Origin of the sequence: Anabaena sp. PCC 7938 (assembly GCF_049315035.1) — a bacterium.
Lineage (GTDB): Bacteria > Cyanobacteriota > Cyanobacteriia > Cyanobacteriales > Nostocaceae > Anabaena > Anabaena cylindrica.
This window is the reverse complement of record NZ_CP186034.1, coordinates 4,449,745-4,463,068: the sequence shown is the minus strand read 5'-3', so window position 1 is coordinate 4,463,068 and position 13,324 is coordinate 4,449,745. Positions and strand designations below refer to the sequence as shown.

Annotated in this window: 15 protein-coding genes; 9 read left to right on the top strand and 6 right to left on the bottom strand. The window is 38.9% G+C overall.

What is annotated here, in order from left to right:
- Positions 1-24: 24 nt before the first annotated feature.
- Complete coding sequence (locus ACOWPH_RS20315; RefSeq protein WP_015217197.1) at positions 25-918, top strand: LysR family transcriptional regulator; 894 nt, start codon at positions 25-27, stop codon at positions 916-918.
- 105 nt (positions 919-1,023) lie between these two features.
- Here the strand turns inward: ACOWPH_RS20315 and ACOWPH_RS20310 are convergent, their stop codons facing one another.
- Positions 1,024-1,794, bottom strand: a complete 771-nt coding sequence (locus ACOWPH_RS20310) for a pentapeptide repeat-containing protein (RefSeq protein WP_015217196.1) — start codon at positions 1,792-1,794, stop codon at positions 1,024-1,026.
- 39 nt (positions 1,795-1,833) lie between these two features.
- On the bottom strand, positions 1,834-2,079 hold the full coding sequence (locus tag ACOWPH_RS20305) for a hypothetical protein (protein WP_422665617.1): 246 nt from the start codon (positions 2,077-2,079) through the stop codon (positions 1,834-1,836).
- 463 nt (positions 2,080-2,542) lie between these two features.
- Between ACOWPH_RS20305 and ACOWPH_RS20300 the strand changes: the two genes are divergently transcribed.
- The 6 genes from ACOWPH_RS20300 (at position 2,543) to ACOWPH_RS20275 (ending at position 6,394) form a co-directional block, all read left to right on the top strand.
- Positions 2,543-2,746, top strand: a complete 204-nt coding sequence (locus tag ACOWPH_RS20300) for a hypothetical protein (protein ID WP_171815816.1) — start codon at positions 2,543-2,545, stop codon at positions 2,744-2,746.
- 236 nt (positions 2,747-2,982) lie between these two features.
- On the top strand, positions 2,983-3,468 hold the full coding sequence (locus ACOWPH_RS20295) for a general stress protein (protein WP_422665616.1): 486 nt from the start codon (positions 2,983-2,985) through the stop codon (positions 3,466-3,468).
- Between the two features lie 70 nt (positions 3,469-3,538).
- Positions 3,539-4,576, top strand: coding sequence for a hypothetical protein (locus ACOWPH_RS20290; RefSeq protein WP_422665615.1), 1,038 nt, complete (start codon positions 3,539-3,541; stop codon positions 4,574-4,576).
- Between the two features lie 106 nt (positions 4,577-4,682).
- Complete coding sequence (locus tag ACOWPH_RS20285; RefSeq protein WP_015217193.1) at positions 4,683-5,138, top strand: BON domain-containing protein; 456 nt, start codon at positions 4,683-4,685, stop codon at positions 5,136-5,138.
- A gap of 162 nt (positions 5,139-5,300) precedes the next feature.
- On the top strand, positions 5,301-5,744 hold the full coding sequence (locus ACOWPH_RS20280) for a CAAD domain-containing protein (protein WP_015217192.1): 444 nt from the start codon (positions 5,301-5,303) through the stop codon (positions 5,742-5,744).
- Positions 5,745-5,986: 242 nt separating this feature from the next.
- On the top strand, positions 5,987-6,394 hold the full coding sequence (locus ACOWPH_RS20275; protein ID WP_015217191.1) for a hypothetical protein: 408 nt from the start codon (positions 5,987-5,989) through the stop codon (positions 6,392-6,394).
- 28 nt (positions 6,395-6,422) lie between these two features.
- Here the strand turns inward: ACOWPH_RS20275 and ACOWPH_RS20270 are convergent, their stop codons facing one another.
- The 3 genes from ACOWPH_RS20270 to ACOWPH_RS20260 all read right to left on the bottom strand — a co-directional run bounded on the left by ACOWPH_RS20270 (position 6,423) and on the right by ACOWPH_RS20260 (position 8,895).
- A complete protein-coding gene (locus ACOWPH_RS20270; RefSeq protein WP_015217190.1) occupies positions 6,423-7,382 on the bottom strand; it encodes a YegS/Rv2252/BmrU family lipid kinase in 960 nt (319 codons plus the stop codon).
- 107 nt (positions 7,383-7,489) lie between these two features.
- Positions 7,490-7,690 carry a hypothetical protein gene (locus ACOWPH_RS20265; RefSeq protein WP_042465466.1) on the bottom strand — a complete coding sequence of 67 codons (201 nt, stop codon included), beginning with the start codon at positions 7,688-7,690 and terminating at the stop codon, positions 7,490-7,492.
- 11 nt (positions 7,691-7,701) lie between these two features.
- Positions 7,702-8,895 (bottom strand): GGDEF domain-containing protein, encoded by a 1,194-nt coding sequence (locus ACOWPH_RS20260; protein WP_242043114.1) that lies wholly within the window; start codon positions 8,893-8,895, stop codon positions 7,702-7,704.
- A 182-nt stretch (positions 8,896-9,077) separates the two neighbouring features.
- On the opposite strand from ACOWPH_RS20260, the gene hemC reads away from it, so the two are divergent.
- Both hemC and glgA read left to right on the top strand, forming a co-directional pair.
- Entirely contained in the window at positions 9,078-10,046 is a 969-nt protein-coding gene (gene hemC / locus ACOWPH_RS20255; protein WP_015217188.1) for a hydroxymethylbilane synthase, read from the top strand.
- A 191-nt stretch (positions 10,047-10,237) separates the two neighbouring features.
- Complete coding sequence (gene glgA / locus ACOWPH_RS20250; RefSeq protein WP_015217187.1) at positions 10,238-11,674, top strand: glycogen synthase GlgA; 1,437 nt, start codon at positions 10,238-10,240, stop codon at positions 11,672-11,674.
- A gap of 117 nt (positions 11,675-11,791) precedes the next feature.
- Here glgA and ACOWPH_RS20245 read toward each other — a convergent pair whose 3' ends face one another.
- Positions 11,792-12,565: a hypothetical protein gene (locus tag ACOWPH_RS20245; RefSeq protein ID WP_015217186.1), complete on the bottom strand. Its 774-nt coding sequence runs from the start codon at positions 12,563-12,565 to the stop codon at positions 11,792-11,794.
- Positions 12,566-13,324 lie beyond the last annotated feature (759 nt).

Genomic DNA, 13,324 nt, shown 5'->3' with positions numbered 1-13,324 from the left:
TGAAACTTATAAAGTATCATAAATATGGAACTACGACACCTGCGCTACTTTATCGCTGTAGCTGAGGAATTACATTTCAGTAAAGCCGCAGAAAAACTGCACATAGCTCAACCTCCTCTTAGTCAACAAATCCAGCAGTTAGAGGCAGAATTAGGAGTAAAACTTTTTGATCGCAAAACTAAGCGACAAGTACAGCTAACAGAAGCTGGAAAGGTGTTTTTACAAGAAGCTTATCAACTACTAGAGCAACTAAAAACCGCAGTAGCATTAACTCAAAGAACCGGAAGAGGTGAAACAGGTAAACTGCGAATAGGATTTACTAGTTTGGTAATTTACGACTTATTACCCTTGATCTTGCGAAAATTTCGCGAGCAATTTCTGGCAGTAGAAATAGAATTACTGGAATTAACTACAAGCCAACAAGAGCAAGCACTGAGAGATTCCTTGATTAATGTAGGTTTTGCTCATCCTCCTTTGGAAGATGACACATTATCTTATGAGTGTATTCACAAGGAGACTTTAGTTGTGGCCTTGTCGTCAACTCATTCACTGGCTCAAAAAGATTATATCTCAGTGCGATCGCTTCTCAATGAACCTTTAATTATGTTTCCTCGCTATTTAGCACCAGGACTTTACGATCGCATCATGAGCCTTTTTCACCAGGCAAATTTCAGCCCTAACATTACTCAGGAAGCAGTTCAAATGCAAACAATTATTGGTTTAGTATCGGCCGGAATGGGTGCGGCAATCACACCATCTTCTTTACAGAACCTCCAAAGATCTGGCGTAGTTTATCGTCCGATTTTAGAAAAAGCACCTTTAATAGAAACTGCTATCATCTGGCAGCAACACAGATTAACGCCTATTGTCGAGAATTTTTTAAAATGTACTCAAGATTTTATGGCTGGTAATGGGTAATGGGTAATGGGTGATAGAATCCCAGTTTTTATCCTGTTCGCGTAGCGTGGTGTAAGCCATATCTGACATTCTTTTATTTCCCTATACCCTTACACCCCTACACCCCTAAAAAGGCAAAAATTGTAGTAATACTGAACCTAGACTACCAACAAAATCCATAAAACTGGGTTTACTAGGTTTGACGTTTTCTGTATAAGGTGTTTTCACTTCTAGAATAAAAGCTTGTGCTGTTAATATTCCCTCAGCATTTTTTTGTTCTTCAAACAGTTTTGCTGCCATTTGAGCATCTTCTAAAGCGCTTTTTCGGTCTAAGCTTTGATAACTAGCTACACCACGGGATAAATATGCACCTGCGTAGTCTGGTTTCAGTGCGATCGCTTGACTAAAATAATCAATAGCTGGTTTAAGGTTGCCTTTCTCAGCTGCTGCTACACCCCATGCATAAAATTCTTCTGGTTTGGCAATTTCTAAAGGTATACCGACTGCCCCCTGAAAGTTAGTCGCATTCAGGTTAGCATCAGTCAGTTCTACATTTGTTAAATAGGTGTTTCTCAAGTCCGCACCCGTGAGATTTGCTCCACTGAGTTTAGCATCACTTAAATTCACACCAAATAAACTAGCACCAGTCAAGTTTGCACCTCGCAAATCAGCACCACTTAAGTTAGCGCGGCTGAGGTTTGCACCGGCGAGATTTGCACCGCTTAAATTAGCTCCCGATAGGTCAGCCATCACTAAGCCAGCATTGCGAAGATTACAGTTTTGACATTGTTTAGTGGCTAATAACTGTTTTATCTGTTCATAATTAGATGCTTGCGCGGTTATTGGCAAGCTTATAGTCAACAAAAATGCTGTTGTGGCAATAATTTGGCTTTTCATACTCAGTATCACAATATATCTTAAATTCAGGACTCAATCTTAACCGAACCTGGGTTTATACTGAACAGATGATATTAGTAATTTGAGCCAATTTACCATAGTATTTGTCTGTGTTACCGATTTATCTCTTGTTATTATATTTTTTTGCTGTTGAGTTGAAGTTACAACTTCCTGTTGAGGTACAGGAGTTCTTGCTATTTCTTTTTTGGAATTAGACCAACCCATCTCTGCGAATAGGCTAAAGCTAAATGTTAGAATAGATGCTAATAATAGTTTTTCCAGCATAAGTATAACTCCCCATCATCACCAAGCATTAACTAAAAAGATTTTTTATATTTTAGTGGGCTTACTTGACTATACAGTAACAGATGTTTTGGTTAAGTAACCGTGATTTAATACTAACGTTTACGTGATTAATATCACAACAGTGACTCTACCCAATTTCGATTTTATACATTTTTCCTGACAGTTCTTTTTGGGTAATTGTACTGTTATTTCAGAACTATGACTTTTATTCAGGCTTACACCACAAGGATTGATGGCTTGTATCACGCCTACACCTACTCTTACTCATCCTATTAAATAACACAGTATTTTTATTTGTATTTATCTATGTTAATAATTCTCTCAAATCTTGATTTTTATAACTTACACATAATGTTTAGCATTATTTTTTATCTTCCTCCAAGAGGTAGTTCATTCTAGTTAGATATATCATGTCCCTTAAAATGCTTATAGCGGTTTTCGGTTGAGTGAGATACAAGAACCCCACCCCCAACCCCCTCCTCCTTCGGATGATGCCTCCGGCTCCCGTAAGGGATACACCAGTCGCCTACGGTGGGAAACCCGCCTACAGCGCTGGTTCACCGCAAGTGATGAGGGGGCTATGATGTATTTCATTCAAATGCACACCGCCATATCATATTTATTTGATTTAGCAATTGGTACTTAATTTATTGAACAAACTGTGTTTATACCATTAAAATCACAGAAAATATTGTAACTATTGTTAATCGAAAATAAAAAATCTTCTTTGCCACACAGATTAAAAATTGATCTATGCCTAATGATATAAAGATAGTTTACTCCAAAAGAGTGATGTAGATAACATCAATAATTGTTCTAATAGAGTTAGTGTTTTCCATAAATTTGGAATAATTCTTCTATAATTTCTAGGGTAATAAAAGCATGACTATAAATGTAAATAAACGAGCTGTAGGCATATTTAATCAGCGTCGTGATGTTGAACAAGCTCTCCATGAACTGAGAGATTCAAACTTTCCCATGGAAAGAGTTTCTGTCATTGCCAGACATAAAGAAGAGGGCGATGAAATTGCAGGTAAGCAAGTAAATGAAAAAATTGGTGATCAGTCTGATGAAGGTGCCAAAGTTGGAGCAGTTTCTGGTGGAGTTTTGGGTGGTTTAACTGGGTTATTAGTTGGACTGGGAACTTTAGCAATCCCTGGAGTTGGGCCAATTATGTTGGCTGGAGCCACAGCAACAGCCATAGCGACAACTGTTGCCGGCGCTGGTATTGGTGCAGTAGCAGGTGGTTTAGTTGGTGCTTTGATTGGTTTAGGAATTCCTGAAGAAAGAGCTAGAGCCTATCACGCCAGAGTGGAGCGAGGAGGATTATTTAGTCATCATAGATGGTACAAATGCAGAAATTGCTAGAGTTCAAGAAATTTTCCACAAATGGGGAATTGAAGAGTTTGAAATTTATGATCACCCGAATGCTCAAGAGGTGACTACAGATATTAGACATCAGGATAGGGCTGTTGATAAATATGCCATCGGTTACTTTTCAATGCTGCACGATGCAGAAGCAACAATTAGCGATTTAAGAAATACTGGCTTTCCCTTGAGTCAAATTTCTCTAATTAACAGGGAAGATCCACAAAGAAATACTTTCGAGGGAATTCATGTGAGCGATCGCATTGAGCCTACTCGCCTAAATATTCCCTATGAACGGACTCAGTTCTACAACGATTGCATCCATCAAGGTAACTATATCATCATTGTCCGTGGCACTGATGCTGAAATCCAACGCGCAGCAACAATTATCAACCAGCATCACGTTAAACAATGGGAAATTTACGAAGCCAATGGCCATGAAAATGTAGCTCCGCACACCACACAAACGAACAAGAGAGCAGTTGGTGTATTTACCCATCGTCATGACGCAGAAACCGCACTGAATGAATTAAGAAATGCTGGTTTTCCCATGAGTTATGTTTCCCTGATAGCTAAAGACACAAATGGTAATGTCAATAGGAATTTGGAGACAGGTAATCAAGCCGGGGAAGGGTTAAAAGCTGGTGCAGTTACTGGTGGTGCAATAGGTGGTTTAGGCGGTTTATTAGTTGGTCTGGGAACTTTAGCAATTCCGGCAGTGGGGCCTGTAATGGTAGCTGGTGCAGCAGCTACGGCTTTGGCTACAACCCTGACCGGTGGTGCTGTGGGTGCAGCCGTTGGAGGTATAGCTGGGGGACTAGTTGGTTTAGGAATTCCTAAAGAACGGGCGGAAGTTTATAGCGATCGCTTCCAAAAAGGTCATTACCTAGTAATTGTCGATGGCACAGAAGCAGAAATACACCATGCAGAAACGATTCTTAAGCGTCTGGGAATTGAAGAATTTGCCATTTATGATGCCCCTGATGTCCATAATGTCAGAGAACGTCAAACCAGTTTTGAACCCATCAGACAGGCAGAAACTGTTCCTAGTAATTACACCGGGGAAAATTCTGTAATTATTGTTGACAACCGAGAAAGAACAGTTTAATTATCTTTCCATCAGTACAACAATTAGGAGCATTAACATCAGAATTTTACTCCTAATTCCTACCCCATACTCCCAAAAATTCACATTTATATCAAGAAATAAACACATGAAAAAGCTAACTTCTTTCTTAATTGGTTCGCTTTTAGTTCTTAGCGTTGCTTGCGATGACACTGCTAAGACAACTGTCACTGCACCCGAAACGGGAGAAGTTCCAGCAAGTCCTGCTACACAAACAACTCAAGAAGCACAAGAAGATGCTCAAAGTGAAGTCCGCAGAAGACAACTCAATGCTGATATCCGCGCTCGTGAAGAACGAAATTTGGCGACTGGTGATCTAACAGACAGAGCTGCCGCAGATCTAGCAAGTCAAGTCCGATCTAAATTAGAGGCCAATATACCAGGTGGTCAATTAACAGTTAAGGCTACAGAAGATGGACTAGTTACTGTATCAGGAACCGTTGGTAATCAGGAGCAGTTGGCTAAAATTGAACCTTTGGCAAAAGAAATTAATGGTGTCAAAAATGTAGTTGTGGAAACGATTGTTACACCACCACAAAACTAAAGCTGCTAACAATTAATATCCTGAAGTTAGTGGATGTAAATAAATTTTTAGCATCGGGAGTCAGTAATCAGGATACAAACTGAAATATTTTTGACTTGGTATTCTGTGTCCAGACTGTTATATTTATTTACGTCCAGTCATTTATCAACACTGTTCTGCCAAATGGCAAACGTTATGGAAACTCAACAACAGCCACCAGAGACAGTAAATTCAGGTTCACCTGACGGTGTATTAGCTCTTGAGGGTGTAGATACCGCCAAATTACCAAAACTCATGCCAGCTAAAGCTTATGAAAGCCAATGGCAGCGAGTGAGCAGACAAATTGTTGATTTCTTAGACCAACTGCCAAATTATCTAGGTAGTTTTTTTGACAAAAACAAACAGGCTTTATTAACATTTGGATTAATTTTGTCTGCAATTGTCACGGTCAAGGTAGCGATCGCAGTTTTAGATGCTATTCATGGCGTACCGTTATTAGCACCTATTTTTGAGATAATTGGCATAATTTATGCCATCTGGTTTACTTTCCGTTATCTCATCAAAGCTGAAACCCGTCAAGAATTAGTACACAAGGTTAATTCATTCAAACAACAACTTATAGGTTAATTAAAATCAATCTATTAGCTAATTTAATGTAGGGTAAACAATACCAACCCTACATTTTTTTTGAAATACTTACAGCAAAAGTAGGAGATGTAACACCCGCCTGTGTATGTCTCAAGATAGATAATTTTAGCTAGTATTTTTCATGAATTCACTTCTTAAGGCAGTATTTATTTTTATAAAAAAACACTAATCTAGTTCTCGAAGTTATTCTCAAAATAAATAAAGAGGATTAAATTTAATTTATGACTAATAAACCAGTTAAAAAAACAACAGATTCTGCTCATCGAGTTGATGCAGATACTTATGATCGGGGAATTATCCCAGCGGAAACAGCAGCGCGTATGGACAGGGAAGGAGAACATTATAAACATCTTCCCACAGAAGAAAACATCTCCAGTGCGCCTACTGACGACCAAACCAATGTTGAAAGCATACGCACCACAGATGGTTATACCGTTGATCAAGAAGGTTTGTTGAATAATTATCCCGTGGAACCAGAAATGTATTATGAAGTTCCAGGTGATGCACGGAAACATCTGGAGGAAGACATCGCAGAACGTCTTGAGGAATTACACGAAGTAAATGAAAATAAAACAGGTGAATTGACGGAAAAACATGATACAAGGGGTAAAGGCCCAGGAATGATTTAGATTACATAATTCCTGAATTACCCACAGCTTAATCCTTCATTTCTACAGTTAAGTTAGGTAATCCTTCTAGCTTTTCTGTGGGAATATCTTCTGCTACTGATGGTACAAAAACCCTCAAACCTTCTGGTATACAATTAATTTCTACAGGAGTTGTGCCGACTACTTCTCCATCTATAACTACCTTTTGTGGTGGTTCAGTTGTGATTTTAAATGTTTTAGCTCGCAGATAGCCAATATCGTCTCGTTCTACGGGTGTTCCTGCGGTAGCAGTTTGAAATAAATGGAATGTAGCTGCGATCGCACCTGTTTTATTTTCTGGGGCTACAATTGTTAAATCTAGTAATCCGTCATCAAAAATAATACCCGCTGGTCCATGAGCTAACACTGAAGTTGCCGGTGCAGCATTTGCTACTGTCACCGCCGAAGCAATAGTTTGAATGATCTTATCTTCAGTTTCAATTTCAACAGCGAATTTCTGTAAATTTCCTAATTCTTGAATTCCTGCCAAAATATACGCCATCATCCCCAGGCGATTTTTAGCATTCCTGTCTGCTTTTTCTACAGTTCCGGCTTCAAAACCAATACCTACCAATAATACCATCAGTCGCTCGTTGCAATAAGCTACATCTACTGCACGGGTTTTACCCTGCAAAATTGTCTGACAAGCATCTGCAATTGTATCGGGAATCGTTAAAGCTGCTGCAAAAGCGTTTGCTGTTCCCCGTGAAATAATCCCGAAGGGAATATTAGTATTAACTACTGCTGCGGCTGCTGCTGACAGAGTACCATCACCCCCAGACGCAATAATCGCTTCTACTCCCCTTTCTACTGCTGCGCGTGCAAGTTCGTCAGCATCCACTTCTTCAGTTGTGAAATAAATATCTAATTCAATTTCTGGTTCTAATATTGATCTAATCTGATCTAGTTCTAATTCTGGATCACCCTGACCCGCAACTGGGTTAAAGATAAGGCAAGCGGAACGACTCATATAGATTAAAAAATAGATTTAGGCAGTATACTATTTTGTAGCACATCTGCAACTTTTTAACTTCCCTCTAAAGACTACTTTAGTGCAGGAAATAACAAAGATTTTATCTAACCCACCATTTCTCTAATTTGCTCTCGAAATGCGATCGCTGCATCTAAAGGATCATCTGCCATTACATATTGCGCTAATATTGTCAAATCCAAGTTTGGCAATAATTCGCTTTTTGCACCTTGTTCATAATTTTCACCAAGCAGATGGTAAATTGCAAACTGATTATTTTGAAAAAACCAAACTTTCCTTACCCCCAATCTTTTATTAATTATTGAACTGTAGCAGCAATAACTACTTGATTCCGACCATTATTTTTCGCCTGATAAAGAGCTTGATCAAGGGCGATAAAAAATGAACTTAGTGAATTTGTATAAGTTTCTGCAAAAGTTGCCACCCCTAAACTAATAGTGTAATAAATCATTCCCTCAGCGGCTGGATTTTCTTCAACTATTATTCGCAATCTGTTAGCAATAAGAGATGCAGTTTCAATATTTGTGTTTGGTAAGAGGATGAGAAATTCCTCTCCACCCCAACGACTCACCAAATCTTGAGAACGGAGAGATTTTTTCAGGATGTTAACTAGGTGTTGTAAAACAACATCACCAAAAGTATGTCCATAATTATCATTAATTAATTTAAATTTATCAACATCAATCAAAATTAAACTAAAGGGTATTTCACTGCGTTTAAATCTTGTGACTTCATGCTGTAAATAATTTTCTATTGCTCTACGATTCAGCGCCTTGGTTAAAGAATCGGTTGTAGCTAATGTATGCAAATCCTGATACATTCTTTGATTAACCATCATAATAAAGCCGGAGTTACGAAGGTAATCAAATAAAAATATTGCCCAAAGTGTGATAATATTTATGCTATTTGATTGCATTAAAGAAGTTGTTTGGGTCAATGGTATCATGACTATACGTAGCATCAAACAGATAACATAAAATAAAAATATAATGGAAGTAAAAACGGAAGAACTAAATAGAGATTTATCTTGATTTGACATTAAATAGTAAATTGCTAATAAGTTAGAAATGATTGCTGGTAGGATAATGCTTGAATTTCTAAGTAAATAATCATCTTTGATATATATAAAATAAAATTGGGTAACACAAAAAGCAGAACTAAGAGCTATAAGAAACAGATAATTTATTTTTTTGCCAATAAATTTACCAATTCCTATGGTGTACATTATTTGAGCGCAGGTAATAAATAAATTACCAAAAAAACGTAGATTCAATAACAGTAATTTATCTGATAGTAATAAGCGCATAGGGAAAATGAGAAATCCCAGTGCGGATAAAATTGTGCCAATAGCATAAATACTAATTCCCCGATATTGGTTAGCTAAGAAAACTAAAAATATCAGTGTGATTGATTGCAAAATAGATGCCACACTGACCATGAGGGACATTGTGCTAATATCAATGGTCATTACGGTGGCTGCAAAATTCTGCATATAAATAAATAACCGAGATTAATATGTGTAAAATATTACTCAAACTTTTTACCTGCTTTTCGTCAGCGGTTGAGGTTGCAGAAATATAAACAAATGTAAAGACGTTAGTTCAATCCGGTAAGTCACTTGCTGCGGTAGTCTAGATCAATGTGAATTTACCGCCTGGTTTGACATATAGTTTTATGACTTCAGTTTCTAGTCCTCCCCGCACTATTCGTATTGGTTCACGTAAAAGCCAACTTGCTCTAGTTCAAACATACTGGGTACAAGAGCAACTTCAGAAAAGCTTTCCTGATATCACTTTTGAAGTCCATACGATGTCTACTCAAGGTGACAAAATCCTGGATGTAGCATTAGCCAAAATTGGTGATAAAGGTTTATTTACCAAAGAACTGGAATTGGGAATGATCAATCAGGAGATTGATTTTGCAGTTCATTCCCTAAAGGATCTGCCAACAAAGTTACCAGAAGGGTTAACATTAGCAGCAATTACCGAACGTGAAAATCCAGCAGATGCGCTGGTACTACATGAAAAATATAAAGGACAGACAATCGACACTTTACCTGAAGGTGCAGTAATTGGGACATCTTCCTTGCGACGGCTGGCACAGTTACGCAATAAATTTCCCCATTTTACGTTTAAAGATGTGCGGGGAAACTTAATTACACGCATGGAGAAACTGGATAAAGGTGATTATGATGCTTTGATTTTAGCGGTAGCTGGGTTAGAAAGATTGGGAATGAGCGATCGCATTCACCAAGTCTTACCTCCAGAAATTTCTCTCCATGCCGTCGGACAAGGCGCTCTGGGTATAGAATGCCGTGCAGATGACAGCGAAGTCATTTCCATCCTTAAAGCCATTGAAGACCCCCAAACACGCGATCGCTGTCTAGCAGAAAGAGCCTTTCTCCGTTCCTTAGAGGGTGGTTGTCAAGTACCCATTGGTGTAAATACAGAAATAGTTGATGGTAATTTAACACTAACAGGTATTGTTGCCAGCGTTGATGGTCAAAAACTGGTGCAAGACACTGTTACTGGCCTAGCCAATGATGCAGAAAAACTGGGTACAGAACTAGCCAATATTTTAAGGAAACAAGGCGCTACGGAAATTTTAGAAACTATCTTCACCGAGATCCAACGCGGATCATAAGGTGATAGGTGATAGGTTACAGATAAAGATATAGCAATTCCCAAGCTCATGACATACACCCCACCCGCGCTATCGCGCACCCTCCCCTTACCAAGGGGAGGGTTGGGGAGGGGTAATTTTGTATATCACGCTTAGTGGAAAGCGCTATAAAGATTTTACAAATCACCAATTACCAATTACCAATAAATACCATGCGGATTTTATTTGTTGCAGCTGAAGCTGCTCCCATTGCCAAAGTAGGCGGAATGGGCGATGTTGTGGGTGCATTACCAAAAGTCTTAAGACAAATGGGGCATGATGTGCGAATATTCTTGCCTTACTATGGCTTTCTTCCAGACAAAATGGAGATTCCCAAAGAACCTGTATGGACTGGAAATGCCATGTTCCAGGACTTTTCCGTTTATGAAAGCCTTCTACCTGGTACTGATGTCCCATTATATTTGTTTCAACATTCTTCTTTTAATACCCGCCGTATTTATGGCGGAGAAGATGAAGATTGGCGGTTCACCTTTTTCTCCAATGGTGCAGCGGAATTCTGCTGGAATTACTGGAAGCCAGAAATTGTTCACTGTCATGATTGGCATACAGGAATGTTACCAGTTTGGTTGAACCAATCTCCAGATATCACCACTGTATTTACCATTCATAACCTAGCTTATCAAGGGCCGTGGCGTTGGTATTTAGAGAAAATTACTTGGTGTCCCTGGTATATGCAAGGTCATAACACCATGGCCGCAGCAGTTCAGTTTGCCAATAAGGTAAACACAGTTTCTCCCACCTATGCAGATCAAATCAAGACTCCTGCTTACGGTGAACAAATCGAAGGTTTGCTATCTTTTATTAGTGGGAAACTATCAGGGATTATCAACGGCATAGATACAGAAGTTTATAATCCTGCCAATGATAAATACATCACCCAAACTTTCACCACCGATACCTTAGATAAACGCAAAGCCAATAAAATTTCTTTGCAAGAAGAAGTAGGCTTAGAAGTCAATTCTAATGCCTTTCTGATTGGCATGGTGACAAGGTTAGTGGAACAAAAAGGTCTGGATTTAGTTATGCAAATTCTAGACCGCTTCATGGCTTATACAGATGCTCAATTTGTTTTGCTGGGAACAGGCGATCGCTATTATGAAACCCAAATGTGGCAATTAGCATCCCGCTATCCCGGACGCATGGCAACTTACTTACTGTATAACGATGCCCTTTCTCGTCGCATTTACGCTGGTACTGATGCTTTTCTCATGCCTAGCCGATTTGAACCCTGTGGTATCAGTCAAATGATGGCTTTGCGTTACGGTTCTGTCCCCATTGTCCGCCGCACAGGTGGATTAGTTGACACCGTATCACATTACGATCCAGTCAATGAAGCCGGTACTGGCTATTGCTTCGACCGCTATGAACCGTTAGACCTATTCACCTGCATGATTCGCGCTTGGGAAGGTTTCCGTTTCAAACCCCAATGGCAAGAATTACAAAAACGCGGTATGAGTCAAAACTTCAGTTGGTATGAATCTGCCAAGCAGTACGATAAGCTGTACAAATCAATGTACGGTTTGCCAGAAGAAGAACCCACACCAGAAGAACCAAAGTTAATTTTAACTGAGTCTAATGGTAAGCCCTGATTAGTAATTTAGAGCGATTGACATTCCCCGGTCTAAAGACACGGGGATTCTACATTCGTACTCCTGACTCCTGACTCCTGACTCCTGACTCCTGACTTGTGATCATTTAATTTATATTCATGCTGATTTAAAAAATCTAATAATTTCACGGACATGATCAAGAAATTGCCCATCAGTGGAAAGTTGTGCGATCGCATTTCTGGCTTCTCTAGACAGACGTTCATGTTCAGATTGGTTTGTAGCGCGTACTTCCTCTAAACTAGCAACAATCCGCGCTAATTCTCGGCGTGTCTCTTCCGAAAACCGTTGATTATTTGCTACTAAAGAATAAGGCTGTTCTGGGTTAAGTTGCTCTTCTAAAGATTTGATTTTTTGCTCTATTTCATCAAAACGGTGACGCAATTCCACAATATCTTCCCGTGGATAGGTAAATGCTTGACGAATCATTCTCAACCGAGTATACAAATACTCGTAGGCGCTGATAGCTGGACGCAGTAAAGTTAATAATACAGCTGCACCAGAACTAATATATCCGACAGTACTAATACCTGTAACAGCCAGGATATACAGAGCAAAGGCTGAAACTAAGTGTAAACCAATTGCAATCAAGAGCGATCGCTTGGCTAAAACTTTTACATACTTAACTTGTTTCTCATCTACGGAAATGTTTTTTTCTATTGATTCTGCTGCTTGGGCTAAAACTTCTTTAGCCTGAAAATGGACATTCCATGGAACTGTCACAATTACCAATAACCACCAAAAACTCGCCCCACCAATTACCCAATCGAGAAAGCTACCAGCGGACACATGAAACCACTGCAAAACACCAAAAGCCAGTAATACTGTGACAATAATTCCCGCAATCGAACTTATAAAAAAGTTGAAATACATCTTCTTATGTCTCTAATAAAACTCTTGCTTCTATCTTGACTACAAGTTAACAGTTATACCGAGAACATTGTGATGGTTTTTCTACTAGCACATCATAATTAAAATAAATCAAATGTCAAAAAATATCATCTTTTTTCTGGCACAATCTTGACAAACAGACCTTATATGTGGGAATCAACAACTATAGTCATTAAAAGAAAACTCAGCGTTTTAAGTATTCTTTGTCTAAACTTTATGGAAACTTGACAATTAATAGTAGAGGATATAGGCTATATTTATCTTGGGCGTTTAATGAAAACCTTATCCATCAATAGAAAATTAAACCCCTAAAAGATAAGTAAAAACTTCAGCATCTTGGTAGATTCATTTTAGTAGGGTCGTTCGGGTGTCATCGGAAAAACCCCAGGTCTAGATAGACATGGATTTTCATAGTGTGCGATCGCAAAGCTGGCCGTCAGCGTAGCATAACTTAGGTATAGTTATCGCTAATAGCTACTGCTGACAGCAGATCGTAGTTTGGGTAATTGAATTAAAATCTAGGTTTTATTTTGCATAGAGTTTAACCCGGATTTCCCTCATACCCATTGCTATAAATATTAAGCTCTGACTGCTTTACCACGGTACAGAGAGCAATCTTAACGCAGATTAACAGCGGGATTAATTCCTATCCCTGACTACTTTCTATCCATAGCAACTCTGAGTAAAAACGTCTAATTAATTGTACGCTGCTCAACGCCCTGCTACCGCTCTAAGTGTAGC